This is a genomic window from Mycobacterium ulcerans subsp. shinshuense (assembly GCF_002355775.1).
Taxonomy (GTDB): domain Bacteria; phylum Actinomycetota; class Actinomycetes; order Mycobacteriales; family Mycobacteriaceae; genus Mycobacterium; species Mycobacterium marinum.
On the sequence record NZ_AP017624.1, the window covers coordinates 3,357,340 to 3,374,972 of the forward strand.

Annotated in this window: 16 protein-coding genes and 1 pseudogene; 3 read left to right on the forward strand and 14 right to left on the reverse strand. The window is 65.0% G+C overall.

The genetic code is table 11. The features are described from left to right. Positions 1–5: 5 nt before the first annotated feature. Entirely contained in the window at positions 6–569 is a 564-nt protein-coding gene (locus SHTP_RS15015) for a TetR/AcrR family transcriptional regulator (protein ID WP_011739625.1), read from the forward strand. Position 570: 1 nt separating this feature from the next. On the opposite strand, the gene SHTP_RS15020 is transcribed toward SHTP_RS15015, so the two are convergent. The 6 genes and pseudogenes from SHTP_RS15020 to SHTP_RS15045 form a co-directional block, all read right to left on the reverse strand. Beyond that, positions 571–762: a helix-turn-helix domain-containing protein gene (locus SHTP_RS15020; RefSeq protein WP_011739624.1), complete on the reverse strand. Its 192-nt coding sequence runs from the start codon at positions 760–762 to the stop codon at positions 571–573. Between the two features lie 84 nt (positions 763–846). Next, positions 847–2,475: an ABC-F family ATP-binding cassette domain-containing protein gene (locus SHTP_RS15025; protein WP_096371012.1), complete on the reverse strand. Its 1,629-nt coding sequence runs from the start codon at positions 2,473–2,475 to the stop codon at positions 847–849. Positions 2,476–2,499: 24 nt separating this feature from the next. Further along, positions 2,500–3,321, reverse strand: a pseudogene (locus tag SHTP_RS15030) (enoyl-CoA hydratase); the annotation flags it as partial. A 71-nt stretch (positions 3,322–3,392) separates the two neighbouring features. After that, the gene (gene trxA, locus SHTP_RS15035; RefSeq protein ID WP_096372493.1) at positions 3,393–3,722 is read right to left on the reverse strand and encodes a thioredoxin; all 330 of its coding nucleotides are present in this window, start codon (positions 3,720–3,722) and stop codon (positions 3,393–3,395) included. 66 nt (positions 3,723–3,788) lie between these two features. Then, the gene (locus SHTP_RS15040) at positions 3,789–4,145 is read right to left on the reverse strand and encodes a thioredoxin family protein (RefSeq protein ID WP_096371014.1); all 357 of its coding nucleotides are present in this window, start codon (positions 4,143–4,145) and stop codon (positions 3,789–3,791) included. Between the two features lie 94 nt (positions 4,146–4,239). Further along, a complete protein-coding gene (locus SHTP_RS15045) occupies positions 4,240–6,219 on the reverse strand; it encodes a heavy metal translocating P-type ATPase (RefSeq protein ID WP_096371015.1) in 1,980 nt (659 codons plus the stop codon). A 347-nt stretch (positions 6,220–6,566) separates the two neighbouring features. On the opposite strand from SHTP_RS15045, the gene SHTP_RS15050 reads away from it, so the two are divergent. Continuing rightward, positions 6,567–7,664 carry a PE family protein gene (locus SHTP_RS15050; protein WP_096371016.1) on the forward strand — a complete coding sequence of 366 codons (1,098 nt, stop codon included), beginning with the start codon at positions 6,567–6,569 and terminating at the stop codon, positions 7,662–7,664. Positions 7,665–7,769: 105 nt separating this feature from the next. Further along, complete coding sequence (locus SHTP_RS15055) at positions 7,770–9,599, forward strand: acyl-CoA dehydrogenase (protein ID WP_096371017.1); 1,830 nt, start codon at positions 7,770–7,772, stop codon at positions 9,597–9,599. Between the two features lie 11 nt (positions 9,600–9,610). Here the strand turns inward: SHTP_RS15055 and SHTP_RS29820 are convergent, their stop codons facing one another. From SHTP_RS29820 to SHTP_RS15095, 8 genes are all read right to left on the reverse strand, one after another. Continuing rightward, the gene (locus SHTP_RS29820; protein WP_096372494.1) at positions 9,611–11,080 is read right to left on the reverse strand and encodes a PecA family PE domain-processing aspartic protease; all 1,470 of its coding nucleotides are present in this window, start codon (positions 11,078–11,080) and stop codon (positions 9,611–9,613) included. A gap of 183 nt (positions 11,081–11,263) precedes the next feature. Next, complete coding sequence (locus SHTP_RS15065) at positions 11,264–11,611, reverse strand: metal-sulfur cluster assembly factor (protein ID WP_011739953.1); 348 nt, start codon at positions 11,609–11,611, stop codon at positions 11,264–11,266. Next, complete coding sequence (gene sufU, locus SHTP_RS15070; protein WP_096371018.1) at positions 11,604–12,101, reverse strand: Fe-S cluster assembly sulfur transfer protein SufU; 498 nt, start codon at positions 12,099–12,101, stop codon at positions 11,604–11,606. The genes SHTP_RS15065 and sufU overlap by 8 nt, the downstream gene beginning before the upstream one ends. Then, complete coding sequence (locus SHTP_RS15075; RefSeq protein ID WP_012394025.1) at positions 12,098–13,351, reverse strand: cysteine desulfurase; 1,254 nt, start codon at positions 13,349–13,351, stop codon at positions 12,098–12,100. Before SHTP_RS15075 ends, sufU begins: the two co-directional genes overlap by 4 nt. A gap of 2 nt (positions 13,352–13,353) precedes the next feature. Continuing rightward, positions 13,354–14,136, reverse strand: a complete 783-nt coding sequence (gene sufC, locus SHTP_RS15080; RefSeq protein WP_011739950.1) for a Fe-S cluster assembly ATPase SufC — start codon at positions 14,134–14,136, stop codon at positions 13,354–13,356. Next, positions 14,133–15,332 (reverse strand): Fe-S cluster assembly protein SufD, encoded by a 1,200-nt coding sequence (gene sufD, locus SHTP_RS15085; protein ID WP_096371019.1) that lies wholly within the window; start codon positions 15,330–15,332, stop codon positions 14,133–14,135. The genes sufC and sufD overlap by 4 nt, the downstream gene beginning before the upstream one ends. Continuing rightward, on the reverse strand, positions 15,329–16,774 hold the full coding sequence (gene sufB / locus SHTP_RS15090) for a Fe-S cluster assembly protein SufB (RefSeq protein WP_012394022.1): 1,446 nt from the start codon (positions 16,772–16,774) through the stop codon (positions 15,329–15,331). The genes sufD and sufB overlap by 4 nt, the downstream gene beginning before the upstream one ends. After that, positions 16,771–17,556 carry a helix-turn-helix transcriptional regulator gene (locus tag SHTP_RS15095; protein ID WP_012394021.1) on the reverse strand — a complete coding sequence of 262 codons (786 nt, stop codon included), beginning with the start codon at positions 17,554–17,556 and terminating at the stop codon, positions 16,771–16,773. The genes sufB and SHTP_RS15095 overlap by 4 nt, the downstream gene beginning before the upstream one ends. Between the last annotated feature and the right edge of the window lie 77 nt (positions 17,557–17,633).

The following is a 17,633-nucleotide window of genomic DNA, read 5'->3' on the forward strand; positions in this document are numbered from 1 at the left end:
GAACCGTGCCCAAGGTCAGCGAGGACCATCTGGCGGCCCGCCGCCGCCAGATCCTCGACGGCGCTCGCCGTTGCTTTGCCGAGTACGGCTACGACAAGGCCACGGTCCGGCGTCTGGAACAGGCGATCGGCATGTCGCGCGGTGCGATCTTCCACCACTTCCGGGACAAGGACGCACTGTTTTTCGCGCTGGCACATGAGGATGCCGAGCGGATGGCCGATGTCGCATCCCGCGAAGGCCTCATCCAGGTGATGCGTGACATGCTGGCCGCGCCAGAGCAGTTCGACTGGCTGGCCACCCGGCTAGAGATCGCCCGCAAGCTGCGCAACGACCCGGAATTCAGCCGCGGGTGGGCGGAGCGCTCCGCCGAGCTGGCGGCCGCGACCACCGATCGGCTACGTCGCCAGAAGCAGGCCAACAGGGTGCGCGACGACGTTCCCAACGAAGTGTTGCAGTGCTACCTGGACCTGGTTCTTGACGGGCTGGTTGCACGACTGGCATCCGGGGAGGATCCGCAACGGCTCACCGACGTTCTCGACCTGGTGGAGAACTCGTTGCGCCGCAGCTGATTTAGCGCGGCCGGGAACGGTGATTGGGCCCGCCGCGGCTACGCATCGTGGTACCGGATTCCCGCAGCATGCTGTGAACGGATCCGTACGAGCGGCCGGTGTTGGCAGCCAGATTGCGAATGCTGGCACCGGCTTCGTAGGCGTGGCGCAACTCATCCAGCAGCTGATCGCGCGTCTTCTTTGACTTTCGCATGGGCACCTCCATCGCTCCCCGGCACCTAGCGTAGAAACCCGCTGCCGCCAAAGGGCCACTTTGGACGAAATCGCCTGGCGCTATTCAGGCCAGCTCGATGAGGTCCCGGTACTCGTCGGACCAGTAGTCCTCGGTCGCGTCGGGCAGCAGCACCACGCGCTGGGGGTCGAGCGCCTCGGCCGCACCAGGGTCGTGTGTCACCAGCACCACCGCGCCCTGATAGCTGCGCAGCGCATCGAGGACCTGCTCGCGCGAGGCGGGATCGAGATTGTTGGTCGGTTCGTCGAGCAGCAGGACGTTCGCGGTGGAGGCCACCAGGCCGGCCAGCGCCAACCGGGTCTTTTCCCCACCGGAGAGCGTGCCGGCCGGTTGGTCGAGCTGCGGACCGGTAAACATGAACGCACCCAATAGCCCGCGCAACTCCTGCTCGCCGGATTCGGGTGCGGCGTGGCGAATGTTCTCCCAAACGGTCGCGTCGTTGTCGAGCGTGTCATGCTCCTGCGCGAAATAGCCGATCCGCAAACCGTGTCCAGGTTCCAGCCCGCCGGTATCGGGGTGCTCCACACCGGCCAACAAACGCAGCAGCGTGGTCTTACCGGCACCGTTGAGACCGAGAACGACCACCCGCGACCCCCGGTCGATCGCCAAGTCGACGCCGGTGAACACTTCCAGCGACCCGTAGGTCTTGCTCAGCCCCTTGACTACCAGCGGCACCCGGCCGCAGGCGGCCGGAGTGGGGAACTTGATTCGGGCCACCTTGTCGGCCACACGTTCCTCATCGAGCGCGGCCATCATCCGGTCCGCCCGGCGCAACATGTTCTGGGCGGCAACAGCTTTGGTCGCCTTAGCGCCCATCTTGGCAGCCTGGGTCCGCAGCGCGGTGGCCTTACGTTCGGCGTTAGCGCGTTCCCGGCGGCGACGTTGCTCGGCGGTAGCCCGGGCATCGAGGTACTTGTGCCAGCCCATGTTGTAGACGTCGACCTCGCCCCGAACGGCGTCCAGGAACCACACCCGGTTGACGACATCGGCGAGCAGCTCCACATTGTGGCTGATGATGATCAGCCCACCGGTATGCGCTCGCAGGAAATCGCGGAGCCAGCCAACCGAATCCGCGTCGAGATGGTTGGTCGGCTCATCGAGCAGCAAAACGGTGGACGAACCCGCGCCGGTGTCCGATGCCGCGAACAGGATGCGGGCCAGCTCCACCCGGCGGCGCTGGCCCCCGGACAAGGTACGTAGCTGCTGGGTGAGCACCCGTTCGGGCAGGCCGAGACTGGCGCAGATGCGGCTGGCTTCGCTTTCGGCGCCGTAACCGCCCAGCGCCACGAACCGCTCCTCGAGCTGGCCGTAGCGGCGGATGGCGCGGTCGCGGGCAGCGTCATCGGCCACCTCGGCCATCAGTGCCTGCTGTTTCTCCAGGTCGGTGAGCAACACGTCCAGGCCGCGGGCCGACAGCACCCGATCGCGAGCCGGCACTTCGAGGTCGCCCTCTTTCGGATCCTGTGGCAGGTATCCGATTTCACCGGCTCGGGTGACCGAACCGGCGTACGGTTCGCTCTCCCCCGCCAGGATGCGCAAGGTTGTCGTCTTGCCCGCTCCGTTGCGGCCGACCAGACCGATCCGATCGCCAGGTTGCACCCGCAAGTCCGGGCCGTCAGGCGAGAGCAGGATACGCGCGCCAACGCGGACCTCCAGGTCCGTGGCCGTGATCACGATCTCTCTCCCTGCGTTGTGGTGTTACTTGTCATCGGTGAAAACCGCCGGCCGCTTCTCGGCGCGTGCGGCCACCGCTTCTTCGAAGTTTGCGGTCAGCAGGCGGACGAAGAGCTGGCCCAGCCCCTCGGCCTGCATGTGCCCCTCCAGGCTAGCGGCGTCTAGTCCACTCCACAGTGTGCGTTTGGTCAACTCAATTCCCGGCCTGGAGAAGGCCGCCATTCGTGCCGCGATCGCGTAACAGGTGTCCAGTAGCTGACCATCGGGCACCCGGCAGGACACCAGACCAATCCGCTCGGCTTCCTCCGCGGTGACATCGCGGCCGGTCAACATGATCTCGAAGGCGCGCGAGGACCCGATGGCCCTGGGCAACAGGTAACTCAGGCCCAGCTCGCTGGCGGTCAGCCCATTGTTGATGCCGGCGGCCCGGAAGTACGCGCTGGCCGCGGCCACCCGGACATCGGCGGCCAACGCCAGGCATAGTCCCCCACCGATGGCCGGCCCGTTGACCGCGGCGATCACCGGCTGATGCAAACGCCGCAGCATCAGGATCACTTCGTCGAGCAGCTCCATCGAACGCAGCGCGTATGTCGGCCGGGTCGATCCCCCAACGTTCGGAACGGCGCCAGCTGACTTGTGATCAGCGCCAGACGAGAAGCCCCGGCCAGCCCCGGTCAGCACCACCACCCGCACCGAGTTGTCGTAGCTAACCTCCTCGAGCACCTCCTTGAGCGGCACCATGACGTCGAAGGCCATGGAGTTCATCCGCTCGGGCCGGTTGAGGGTGACCAGCGCAATGTCTGGACGCGGGTGCTCTAACAGGACCAAAGACACCCGTGAACGGTATCGCGTAGGGCCACAGCACCGCGCGTAATGCCACCATCAGCGCACCGGGGCTGCTGGCACGCTGCCAGCCGTCAGACGACTTCGTAGGACTTGAGCTGTTGCACCAGGTCCTCGAGAGCCGCCGCGGGCAGCGCGCCGGGTTGGTTGAACAGCAGCTTGCCCTTCTTGAAGGCCATCAGCGTAGGAATGGACCGGATCTGGGCGGCCGCAGCCAGCTCCTGCCCGGCCTCGGTGTCAACCTTGGCATACACGACGTCGGGGTGAGCCTCCGAGGACGCCTGGAACGTAGGCGCGAACGCGCGACACGGGCCGCACCAGGAGGCCCAGAAGTCGACCAGCACCATGTCGTTGTCGTTGACGGTTTCGCTGAACTTTGCAGCTGTTAAGTCTTGGGTAGCCATGTCAGCCATAACGCCGCGGCGGGGCGGGTTTGTTCCGGTCGAGCCTGCGGCGAACGCAAGCGGGGGCTAGAGCAGGCCCTTCTGGGCTACCGCCGGCTCGATCCGGTACTCCCGTAGGTGCCGCACCAGATCGTCCATGACCGCGGGGTTGGCGATGCCGGCTTGTTTGAACACCAGCTTGCCCTTCTTGAACGCCATCAATGTGGGCAGGTGTTTGACCGCCGCGGCGGAGACCAGCTCCTGCTCGGCCTCAAAGTCGACCTTGCCGTGCACGATGTCGGGGTGCTTGTCCGAGGACCCCTCGTAGGTGGGAGCGAAAACGTCACACGGTGCGCACAACGGCGCCCACACGTAGACCAACACACTGTCGTTTCCGTGGACGGTTTGCTTGAAGTTCGCTGCCGTCAGATCTTCGGTGGCCAATGGTTTCCTCACCCATCGCGCGTCGGTCCGGCATCGAGCCTACGTCGAGGGCAACCGCAGAGTTGTCCGCTTTGACCGCTTGGCTCACCAGCGCCTAGCGCACCGGCGATGCCGCGGCTCGCCAGGACCGGTTGGTCAGCAGCCGCATGCCGTTCAGCGCCACCAGCACGGTGGACCCTTCGTGACCCGCTACCCCCAGCGGTAGCGGCAACTGCCCGAACAGATCCCACAACACCAGCACGCTGATGAAGGTTCCCGCGATGAACAGATTGGCGGTGACCACACGACGGGCCTGACGAGCCAGTCCGATCAGGGTCGGAATGGTGTGCAGTTCGTCGCGCACCGTGACGCCGTCGGCCGTCTGCAACGTCAGATCCGCGCCGGCACCCATGGCGACCGATGTGTGCACCGCAGCCATGGCGGGCGCGTCGTTGACACCGTCGCCGACAACGAGCACCCGATGACCGCTGGCCTGCAGCGCCTGAACGGCTTCCACCTTCTGCTCGGGCAGCAGTGCGGCGTGTACGTCGGTGATCCCGGCGTGCTGTGCGACTCGTTGGGCCGCGCACGGGTTGTCGCCGGTGAGTAGCACCGGCGGGGCTGAGGTCAAGGCGGTCAGGGCCGCAACCGACGGTACCGCATCCGCACGAACCTGGTCGGTGAGTCCGAGCACCCCGATGGTGACGCCGTTACGCAAGACGATGGCCGCGGTGGCACCGGCCTCCAGGATCGGGGCTAGTTCGGGCAGCGGGGCGCCCCGATAGCTGTGCGGGCTGCACACCTCGACAAACTCACGGCCGACGCTGGCCCGGACTCCGCGACCGGGCAGGGCGCGGAAGTCCTCGGCCCCCGGGATGGTGATACCACGCCGACGCACCTCCTCCACGATCGCCCGGCCCAACGGGTGCTCGCTGGATTGTTCTGCGGCAGCAGCTAATTGAAGCAATTTCTTGATACCGACATCGGCACTAAGCGGCTCGACGATGGCCAATTGCGGTAGCCCGAATGTCAATGTTCCGGTCTTGTCCAAAGCGACCACGCCGGTGTCGGCAAGGTGCTCCACGACAATCGCGGATTTGACCAGTACTCCGTGCCGGCCGACATTAGCAATCGCCGAAAGCAACGGCGGCATGGTCGCCAGTACAACTGCGCACGGGGAGGCAACGATCATAAATGTCATCGCGCGCAACAAAACCACCTGCACCGGGGTACCCAACATCAGCGGAATGGCGATCAACGCAAGCGTGGCGATGACTACACCGATGGAGTAGCGCTGTTCGATCTTTTCAATGAACAGTTGAGTTTTGGCCTTGGTCGCCGACGCTTCGGAAACCAGCTCGACGATGCGGGCCACTACCGTTTGCGACGGGTCGCGGGTGACCAGCAACTGCAAGACCCCTGAGCCGTTGACGGTGCCGGCGAACACCTCATCACCACGGCCCTTGGCAGCCGGCATGGACTCGCCGGTGATAGAGCATTGGTCGACTTCGGAGCATCCCGACAGCACCGCACCGTCGGCCGGTATGCGCTCGCCCGAGCGCACCACGACCCGATCGCCGACCACCAGCTCACTGGCCGCCACCACCTGCTCGTTGCCATCGACATCGAAGACCGTCGCCTGCTCCGGCGCCAGGTCTAATAACCCTTTGACCGAGTCAGCGGTGTGCTTGGTCGCGACATCATCGAGTGCGCCGGAGGTCGCAAAGATCACGATCAACAGCGCCCCATCGAAGATCTGCCCGATTGCCACGGCTCCGATTGCGGCCACGATCATCAGCAGATCCACGTCCAGGGCCCGATTCCGCAGCGCCTGGGCGCCGGCCCAGGCCGAACCCCATCCACCGGCCAGATAGCAGGCCAGATACAGCGTCCACCACACCGGCTCCGCAGCGCCGTTGAGCTGGGCCACCAGCCCGGTCAAGAACAGCGCCAGCGCGATTCCCGCCCAACGCACCGACATGACCGACCACAGCGCGGCACGCCAAGTCAACGGTCGAACGCTGGTGCTTGGAATGCGATCCGACCGATCTGACGAAGCCTCGGCAGCACTCACTTCAAACGCGGTCAAAGTCATTCCGGCGGCCTCACAGAGGGGTGGGAGTTCGTCAGGATGAACCGAGTCTAGGGACGCCAAGAACCCGGGAAAATCTCGATTGCATTGCGGTATGCGATTGAATTGGTCACTGCGACAAGGCAAGCCGCAATGTAAACGAAGCCGGCTTATGTCCGGCATCCTTCGTGAGCCCTAAACCGGGGACTCAGGGCAACCTCCCGCACCCATCTTCTTGGCCTCAGATGCCGCCTGAATTGCATCCTTGTTCATGCAATTTCAGCCGGGAAAGGATGCGCAATGGGCAAACAGATCCGGCAGAACTGCGGTAAAATTCTTCGGCCGCTGACGCTTCATACTGGAGGTGCGCGATGTCATTCGTGATTGCAGATACGCAGTGGGTGTCGGAGGCAGCCGGGAGCCTGGCTCGCATCGGATCACTGATCAAGACGGCGAACTCGGCGGCGGCGACTCAGACCACCGCCGTGACGGCCTCGGCGGCCGATGAGATCTCAGCCGCGGTCGCGTCTTTGTTCGGTTCGCACGGCCAGAGCTTCCAGGCCGTGAGCCTGCAAGCTGCGGCGTTTCATGAGCGATTCGTGCAAACACTGTTCGGCGGCGCGGCGGCGTACACCGCCGCGGAGGCTGCCAGCGTCAATCCGCTGCAGCCGCTGCTCGATGTGATCAACGCACCCACCCAGTTGCTGTTGAACCGCCCCCTGATCGGTAACGGCACCGATGGGACAGCGGCCAACCCGAACGGCGGGGCCGGCGGACTGCTCATCGGCGATGGGGGCAAGGGCTTCTCATCAGCTACCGCCGGGGTGGCCGGTGGATCCGGTGGATCCGCGGGCCTGTTCGGCAGTGGTGGCGCCGGCGGAACCGGCGGAGGGGGCGCGCTCGGCGGCAACGGCGGCACGGGAGGGCTGCTGCTCGGCAACGGCGGGGCCGGCGGTATGGGCGGCACCGGTAGTACCGCCGGAGCCGGCGGCTCTGCCCTGGTGATCGGTATGGGCGGCGCCGGCGGTACCAGCGGTCTGGCTGGGATCGGTGGCCTCGGCGGCAATGGCGGGCTGCTGTTCGGCAACGCCGGTGATGGCGGCAGCGGCGTCTTCGGCGGTGGTAACGGTGGCAGGGCCTGGCTGCTGGGCAACGAGGGCGCGGGCGGGGACTCGAGTTCCATGGGCAACTCCGGCAATGGCGGCAACGCCGGCTTCTTCGTCGGCAACGGCGGTATTGGCGGCACCGGCGGCTCGAACGCCAACGGCGGGGTGGGCGGCCAGGCCGGGCTCATCGGCAACGGCGGGGCCGGTGGCGATGGCGGCGGAGTCAGCGGCAGCGGCGGCAACGGTGGCAACGCGCTGCTGATCGGCAATGGCGGCGACGGTGGCACCGGCGGTGGCACCGGCACCGACGGTCTCGGCGGAACCCGTGGGTTGCTGTTCGGCCAGGACGGCACCAACGGCTAGTGGCAGGTCAGTCCGCCCGCGGCTGGTTACGGTTGCGTACGTTTTGCCCGCTCGGAGAGACTAAGCCCCGGAAAGCGCCGATCAGCCGAGTCGAAGGGAACTGCATTGGGGCACTACATCGCCAACGTCCGTGATCTCGAGTTCAACCTATTCGAGGTTCTCGATGTCGGCGCCGTCCTCGGCACCGGAAAGTACAGCGAACTCGATGCCGACACCGTTCGTACGATCCTGTCCGAAGCGGCGCGCTTGGCCGAGGGCCCGGTCGCCGAAACCTTTGCCGCCGCGGACCGCAACCCACCGGTATTTGACCCGGGCACCCACTCCATCAGCGTGCCCGATGAGCTAGTCAAGACCGTCCAGGCCATCAAAGACGCCGAGTGGTGGCGCCTGGGCTTGGCCGAGGAGATCGGCGGAATGCCCGCCCCTCCGCCACTGACCTGGGCCGTCAACGAAATGATCTTCTGCGCCAACCCGTCTGCGGGCTTCTTCATCCTGGGCCCGACGATGGCGCAATCGCTCTACGCCGAGGGCAACGAGGAGCAACGGCGATGGGCGGCAATGGGAATCGAGCGCGGGTGGCAGGCCACCATGGTGCTCACCGAGCCCGATGCGGGCTCTGACGTCGGCGCCGGCCGCGCCAAGGCCATCGAACAACCCGATGGCACCTGGCACATCGAAGGCGTCAAGCGGTTCATTTCCGGTGGCGACGTAGGCGACACGAGCGAGAACATCTTCCATCTGGTGTTGGCCCGTCCCGAAGGCGCCGGTCCAGGCACCAAAGGGCTGAGTCTGTTCTACGTCCCGAACTACTTGTTCGACCCCGACACCGGGGAACTCGGGCCGCGCAACGGCGTCTACGTGACCGGCCTGGAGCACAAGATGGGCCTGAAGTCCTCCCCGACCTGCGAGGTGACGTTCGGCGCCACCGACGTACCCGCGGTGGGTTACCTGGTCGGCGGGGTGCACAACGGGATCGCTCAGATGTTCACCGTGATCGAGCACGCGCGAATGACGATCGGGGTGAAGTCCTCCGGGACGCTGTCCACCGGCTACCTCAACGCACTCGCCTATGCCAAGGAGCGGGTGCAGGGCGCGGATCTGACCCAGATGACCGATAAGACCGCGCCACGGGTCACGATCATGCATCACCCCGATGTGCGCCGTAGCCTGATGACCCAGAAGGCCTACGCCGAGGGGCTGCGGGCGCTGTATCTGTATGCCGCAGCGCACCAGGACGACGCTGTTGCGCAACGGGTTTCGGGCGCGGACCACGACATGGCGCACCGCGTCGACGATCTGCTGCTGCCGGTGGTCAAGGGTGTCGGGTCGGAACGGGCCTACGAAATCCTCACCGAGTCGCTGCAGACCCTGGGCGGTTCCGGCTTCCTGTCCGACTATCCGATCGAGCAGTACATCCGCGACGCCAAGATCGATTCCCTCTACGAAGGCACCACCGCCATCCAGTCACTGGACTTCTTCTTCCGCAAGATCGTCCGTGACCACGGTCAGGCGCTGCAGTTCGTGACGGCTCAGATCACGCAGACCATCGACAACGTCGATCCGTCGCTGAAACCGCAAGCCGAGCTGCTACAGACCGCGCTCGACGACGTCACCGCGATGACGGGCACACTGACCACCTACCTGATGTCGGCCGCCCAGCATCCGACCGACATCTACAAGGTGGGGCTCGGGTCGGTGCGCTACCTGCTCGCGGTCGGAGACTTGATCATCGGTTGGCGGCTGCTGGTGCAGGCCGGCGTCGCACACGCTGCGCTGGCCGACTCCCCCAGCAAGGACGACGAGGCCTTCTACAAAGGCAAGATCGCCGTGGCGACCTTTTTCGCCAAGAACATGCTGCCGAAGCTGACCGGAGTGCGGGCCGTCATCGAATCCATCGACGACGAGATCATGCGCATTTCCGAAGAAGCCTTCTGAGGCCCCTGACGTCAGAAGTCAAAAATTGTCTGCCCACCCCCGGTTGGGCCGTTCGAGATGTATATCGGCCCCAGCAGGAAGGGATAATTGCCGGTATTGAATGGGTTGTTCGACGGCACAACTAATGGCGCGTTGGTGCTACCAGTAACCGTCTGGGAGTACAACTGCACACCGTCGGTGGTATAGACCGTAATGGTGGTTCCCACCGGCACCGAATAGCCAACCGGAACGCCGGGAATGAGGCTTGAAGGAATGGTGCCGTATAACCCGCCCGAATCGATGAACGAGCCGGTAGCGGGCTGCAGTGGGCCGTTGTTGATCTGTATCTGCAGGTCAGTGACCGGCGAGCCGGTGACCGATGCGACCGGGGTCAGCGGGTTGGCACCAAACTGCAGGTAACCCAGATTCGTGTTTATCAGCACACCTTGATTGAGGTCACCCGGCAGCGCGGCGGTCACCTGGTCAGGCAGCGGGAAATCGTTGTTTGGCCCAATTCCCAAATATAGGGGCAGCGACGAGAGCGGAATAGAAGTGGTGACGCCATTGATTGTCTGGGTTGCCGACGTAGCGACCGCAACATTGGTCGGATTGGTGACGATGCCATTCCCGAAATTCACCGTTGTCTGATATGTCTGATATTGCACGGTGTTGAACGCGTAGCTGCTATTGCCGTAGGTGACGGCGCCCGAACCGGTGGGGGTGCCCAGAGACTGCAGATTGACGTCTTGAGGCCGGACCAACAGGCCACTGGCTCCGGTATCGACCGTCACGGCGATGCCGGGGCCCCCGCCGACCGAGATGGTCACCACTGGGTTGCCGTATTGGTCCACCCGCATCAGGATTTCGTTCGCGGGTAGCGGGGTGCCGGTGCCCGCGGCCCCGGCTTGGCCCCACAGCCAGCCCCCCAGGCCACCGGTGCCACCATCCCCGCCGCGCAGGCCGGCCCCGCCCATTCCGCCGTTGCCGATCAGACCTGCGTTTCCGCCCGCGCCCCCAGCCACGCCGGCATGCGTGCTGTTGCCACCGCTTCCGCCGTTGCCATACAACCACCCACCGGCTCCGCCGGGTCTCCCTATGCCTTGGGCGTTGGTATAGCCGTTGGCCCCGTTGCCGATCAGCGGACGTCCAGTCAACTCCAGAAATGGCCCGTTGACCAGGGCGGTCGATGCGTTGACCGCGTTCGAGAGCACCTGATTTGCGTTGGCGGACTCGGCACCGAGATATGCAGCCGCGTCGGCCGCCAGCTTGCTGGCCAACTGGTCATAGGCGGTTGCCAACTGACCTGCCAGCGCTTGGTACTGCTGACCGAAGCCTCCCAGCAGTGTTGCCGCGGCCGCAGAGACCTCATCGGCGGCCGCGGCGGTAAGTTCGGTGGTCGAAATCGCCGCCGCCGCGTTTGCCGCGTTGACCGAAGAACCGATGCCCTGCAAGTCGGCCGCCGCCGAAGTCACCAGCTCGGGCGCCACCACCAGAAGAGACACATAAGCCCCCTCACTCGCCAGCGACGGATGCCACACCTAGCCGGTAAGTCGACTTGGAACAGTGTGGTCGAAGTCACAGTCTAGATGTTGGCCACGGCCGAGCATAGGCCTGAAACAATACAGGTCAATGACCAACTGTATGGCGACAGATTGTCGGCCGGCGCGGGCCGACGGAGCGTCGAGTCAGACGGTAAAACCAAGGGCGCGCAGCTGCTCCCGCCCGTCCTCGGTGATCTTGTCCGGCCCCCACGGCGGGTTCCACACCCAGTTGATCTGCATCTCGTTGACCAGGCCGCTGCCGACCAACGCGCTGCGCGACTGATCCTCGATGACATCGGTCAGCGGACAGGCCGGCGAGGTCAACGTCATGTCGATCAGCGCGACGGTACCGTCCTCTCCTTCGGCCAGGTTCAGTCCGTAGACCAGCCCCAGATCGACGACATTGATGCCCAGTTCGGGGTCGACGACGTCGCGCATCGCCTCCTCGATGTCGGCGAGCATCTCTTCATTGGGAGCGGTGGTTTCACTCATCGCTGACCTCCTCCACGTGTTCGCCGCCTTCGGCTAGCGCATTTGCGGTAATAGCCTGGGCCAGTGCGTCTTTGAAGGCCATCCAGCCAAGCAAGGCACACTTCACCCGAGCCGGATACTTCGCGACGCCGGCAAACGCAACTCCGTCGCCCAGGACATCCTCGTCGCCCTGCACGGTTCCGCGCGAGGACACCATTTGGCTGAAGGCGTCGACGGTCTCGAGCGCCTCTGGCACCGTTTGCCCGATCACCTGCTGGGTCAGCACCGAGGTAGCGGCTTGGCTGATGGAACAACCTTGCGCGTCATAGGAAACGTCTGCAATCGTCGCCCCGTCATTGGACAGTGTGACCCGCAGGGTGACTTCGTCGCCGCAGACCGGGTTGACGTGGCTGACCTGGGTGGCGAACGGCTCCCGCAATCCACGATGCTGCGGGTGCTTGTAGTGATCGAGGATCACGTCTTGATACATCTGCTCCAGTCGCAACTTCAGCCTCTCCCAAAGAAATTCAGCGACCGCTGCACACCGGCCAACAGCCGGTTCACCTCGTCGCGGGTGTTGTACACCGCGAACGACGCGCGCGCGGTTGCGGCTACGCCGAACTTGCGGTGCAGCGGCAATGCGCAGTGATGCCCGACCCGGACCGCGACGCCTTCGTCATCGAGCACCTGACCGACATCGTGGGCGTGCACCCCATCAACGACGAACGACACCGGCGACCCGCGGTTCTCCATCGACGTGGGTCCGATGATACGGACGCCCTCGATGGCCGAGAGCCCCTCGATGGCCGCGGCAACCAGGTCACGCTCGTGGGCTTCGATGACATCCATACCGATGGCGTCCAGATAGCGCGACGCTGCCGCCAATCCGACCACCTGGGAGGTCATCGGGGTGCCCGCCTCGAAGCGCTGGGGCGCGGGCGCGTACGTGCTGGCCTCCATGGTCACCGTTTCGATCATCGAACCGCCGGTGAGGAACGGCGGCATAGCCGCCAACAGCTCACGACGGCCATAGAGCACACCGATTCCGTTGGGACCCAGCATTTTGTGTCCCGAGAAGGCGGCGAAATCCACATCAAGTTTGTGAAAGTCGACCGGCTGATGCGGCACCGACTGGCAGGCATCCAAAACCGTCAGCGCCCCCACCGCTTTGGCGCGAGACACCAATTCGGCCACCGGCGCCAACGCACCGGTCACGTTCGAATGATGGGTGAAAGTAACAACTTTGACGCGCTCATCGAGCTGCAGTGAATCGAGGTCGATACGCCCCTCGTCGGTCACCGAGTACCAACGCAACGTTGCCCCGGTGCGCCGGGCGAGTTCCTGCCACGGAATCAGGTTGGCGTGGTGTTCGAGTTCAGTGGTGACGATGACGTCGCCCGGGCCGATGGCTCGGTCGAACCGGCTGTCCCCCAGCACGTATGACACCAGATTGAGTGATTCGGTGGCGTTCTTGGTGAACACCAGTTCGTCGGGCTCGGCACCGACGAAGGCCGCGATGTCGGCTCGGCCCTGCTCGTAGGCGTCGGTGGCCTCTTCCATCAGCTGATGGGCACCGCGATGCACCGCGCCGTTGCACGTGGTGAGAAATTCCCGCTCGGCATCGAGCACCTGCAGCGGGCGCTGCGATGTGGCACCGGAATCCAGGTAGGCCAACTGATTTCCGCTACGCATGACGCGCTGCAGGATCGGGAAGTCGGCCCGGATCGCCGCGAGGTCCAGACGCGCCACCGAGACAGTCATTTTCAGGCCCCTGCGGCCGCCGCTTGGGTAAAGCGGACGTACCCGTTCTGCTCGAGTTCGTCGGCCAGCTCGGGCCCACCGGACTCGGCGATGCGGCCGCCGACGAACACGTGGACAAACTCTGGACGGATGTAACGCAGAATGCGGGTGTAGTGGGTGATCAACAAGATGCCGCCGTGTTCTGCCTCCGCGTAGCGGTTTATCCCCTCGCTGACCACGCGCAACGCGTCGACGTCGAGGCCGGAGTCGGTCTCGTCGAGAATGGCGATCTTGGGCTTGAGTAGTTCCAGCTGCAGAATCTCATGGCGCTTCTTCTCGCCGCCGGAAAAGCCCTCGTTGACGCTGCGCTCGGCGAACACGGGGTCGATCTCGAGGGCGGCCATCGCGGCCTTGACCTCTTTGACCCAGTGCCGCAGCTTCGGCGCCTCGCCGCGGATGGCCGTCGCGGCCGAACGCAGGAAGTTCGACACCGAGACACCGGGCACCTCGACGGGGTACTGCATGGCCAGAAACAGTCCGGCTCGGGCGCGCTCGTCGACACTCATCTCCAGCACGTCGGCGCCGTCTAGCGTGATGGAACCCGATGTCACCTGGTACTTGGGGTGACCGGCGATGGCGTAGGACAACGTGGACTTGCCGGAGCCGTTGGAGCCCATCAAAGCGTGTGTCTCACCGGATTTCACGGTGAGATCGACGCCCTTGAGGATGGGAATCTCGCGCTCGCCCTCGGCGGCGTTGGGATTCTCGACGCTGACGTGCAGGTCCTTGATAATCAATGTGGTCATGAGGCTGCTGTATTTTCCGTCTTCTCTGTTGCCTGTGATTCGGTGGTTTCCAGTTCGTGTTCAATGGCGCCGGTCAAGCGTTCCCGCACCTCGGGAACCGCGATTTTGGAGATGATCTCGCCGAAGAAACCACGGATCACCAACCGGCGGGCCTGCTCTTCGGGGATGCCCCGAGAGCGCAGGTAGAACAGTTGCTCATCGTCGAAACGCCCGGTCGCACTGGCGTGGCCGGCGCCGGCAATCTCGCCGGTCTCGATCTCCAGATTGGGCACCGAGTCCGCACGAGCCCCGTCGGTGAGCACCAGGTTGCGGTTCACTTCGAAGGTGTCGGTGCCGGTGGCGGCGGCACGGATCAGCACGTCACCCACCCACACGGTGTGCGCGTCCGGCAGGGCCGACCCCGGATCGCCTTGCAGTGCACCCTTGTACAGCACGTTGGACTTGCAGTCCGGCTGAGCGTGATCGACCAGCAGCCGCGACTCCAGGTGCTGGCCGTCGTCAGCGAAGTACAGGCCCAGCAGGTCGGCATCGCCCCCGGGTGCGGTGAAGCGCACGTTGGCCGACATCCGCACCACTTCGCCGCCCAATGTCACGGTCACGTGGCGCAATACCGCGTCCTTGCCCAGCTTGGCGTGATGTGCGCTCAGGTGAACGGTGTCATCAGCCCAGTCCGCGATCCACACCACGGTGAGCCGGGCACAGTCGCCGACCACGAACTCGACGTTGTCGGCGTAGGTTCCACTGCCGCGGTGGTCGACCACCACGACGGCTTCACCCAGCTCCTCGACCCTGATCTGCAGGTGCCCGTAGGCAACCGCGCCTTCACCGGGGCCGGTGATGGTGATGTTTACCGGCTCGCCCAGCTGGGTGTCCCGCCCGACGGTGACCAACGTTGCCGAGTTGAACGATGAGAAAGCCTGGGCGGCAACACGATCGGCGGGAACACCGCCCTGGCCCAACCGCTCGTCGCCGCGGCGTACCGTCTCTACCCGCAGACCGGCCTGTTCACCGACGGTGAGCTGGGCACTGCCCGAGGCAGCTGCGGAGCCGTCGTGCAGACCGCGCAACCGCTTCAGCGGAGTGAACCGCCAAAGCTCGTCGCGGCCGTGCGGAACCTCGAAGGCGTCGACGTCGAAAGATGCGAAGAGCTCACCTTTGTTCAGTGCGGCGGCCGTCGTCAGATTGTCAACGGTCATCCGACCGCACCCTCCATCTGCAGCTCGATTAGCCGGTTGAGCTCGAGCGCGTACTCCATCGGCAGTTCCTTGGCGATCGGCTCGACAAAGCCGCGCACCACCATCGCCATCGCCTCGTCTTCGGTCAACCCACGGCTCATCAGGTAGAACAGCTGGTTTTCACTGACCTTGGACACGGTGGCCTCGTGGCCCATCGTGACGTCGTCCTCGCGGATGTCAACGTAGGGGTAGGTGTCACTGCGGCTGATCGTATCGACCAGCAGCGCATCACATTTCACACTGGACCGCGACCCGTGTGCACCCTTGTTGACCTGAACCAGGCCCCGGTAGGAGGTGCGGCCGCCACCGCGCGCGACCGACTTGGACACGATGTTGCTCGACGTGTTGGGCGCCAGGTGCAGCATCTTGGCGCCGGTGTCCTGGTGCTGGTCCTCGCCCGCGAACGCCACCGACAGCACTTCGCCCTTGGCGTGTTCGCCGGTCATCCACACCGCCGGGTACTTCATGGTGACCTTGGATCCGATGTTGCCGTCGATCCACTCCATGGTGGCGCCGGCCTCGGCGCGGGCCCGCTTGGTGACCAGGTTGTAGACGTTGTTCGACCAGTTCTGAATGGTGGTGTAGCGCACCCGCGCATGCGGTTTCACGATGATCTCGACGACGGCCGAGTGCAGCGAGTCCGACTTGTAGATCGGCGCGGTGCAGCCCTCGACGTAGTGCACGTAGGAACCCTCGTCGGCGATGATCAGCGTCCGCTCGAACTGACCCATGTTCTCGGTGTTGATCCGGAAGTAGGCCTGCAGCGGGATGTCGACGTGCACGCCCGGCGGGACGTAGATGAAACTTCCGCCCGACCACACCGCGGTATTCAGCGCGGAGAACTTGTTGTCCCCGGCCGGGATCACGGTGCCGAAGTACTGCTTGAAGATCTCCGGGTGTTCGCGCAGACCGGTGTCGGTGTCCAAGAAGATGACGCCCTGGGCCTCCAGATCCTCGCGGATCTGGTGGTAGACCACCTCTGACTCATACTGGGCCGCCACACCGGCGACCAGGCGCTGCTTCTCGGCTTCCGGAATGCCCAGGCGATCGTAGGTGTTGCGGATGTCTTCGGGCAGATCGTCCCAGCTGGCAGCCTGCTTCTCGGTGGAGCGCACGAAGTACTTGATGTTGTCGAAGTCGATGCCCGCGAGGTTGGAGCCCCAATTCGGCATGGGCTTGCGCTCGAAGATGCGCAGCGCCTTGAGCCGAGTTTGCAGCATCCATTCGGGCTCGTTCTTCTTGGCGGAGATATCGCGGACCACGGCCTCGGACAACCCGCGCTGCGCGGCCGCGCCGGCCGCGTCGGAGTCCGACCAGCCGTAGCCATAGTTGCCCAGTGAGGCGATGGCCTCATCCTGGGTCAGCGGTTCGGCCGCGGTCTTGGCTTCTGGTGTGAGTGTCATGCGGACGCTCCTCCGGTGCTCGTCAGGTGTTGGCGCGGGCTGGGCGCCGGGGTTAGGGGCACGTGGGTGGTGCAGGCACAGTCTCCGTTGACGATGGTCGCCAACCGCTGTACGTGAGTGCCGAGCACCTCCGCGATGGCCTGCTGCTCGGCTTCACACAACTCCGGGAATTCCTCGGCCACATGGGACACCGGGCAGTGGTGCTGGCAGATTTGCACACCGTGGATCGGCCCACCCACCCGGGTGGTTGTGGCGACGTAGCCCGCCTTGGTCAGTGCACTGGCGACACGCTCGGCCGCCGCTTCGACCGCGGCGTCGTCAGGGCTGGCAGCGGCCGGCACACCGGCCAGGATGGCATCGATCCGGCGCCGGGCGAACGTGCGCACCGCGTCATCACCACCGATTTCACGGAGTTGGCGCATCGCCGCCGCCGCCAGGTCATCGTAGGAGTGCTCGAGCTTGGCCCGGCCTCCCGGCGTCAGTCGGTAGCGCTTGGCGGGCCGTCCACGTCCCGCCTGCTGCCACGGGGCGGCAGGCGCGGATTCGGCGTCGCCCGCGTCGATCAAGGCATCGAGATGGCGACGTACACCGGCAGCCGAGAGCCCGAGCCGGTCCCCGATCTCGCCGGCGGTGATGGATCCGGATTCCAGGAGCAACCGCACGATGGCCCTGCGGGTGTGGCCATCCGACCCGGCCACCAGAGCTGCACTGTGGGCAGCACTGAACTCCGGTTGGATTTTCACAACACCAGTGTGACGCAATTCCGGGCATCGGTCTAGCAAGGATGCCCTGGCTAGGGGGTTGCGCTGGTCACACCCGAGCGACGCGACGGCACCGCGTGGTGTGCCGCTACGCTGCT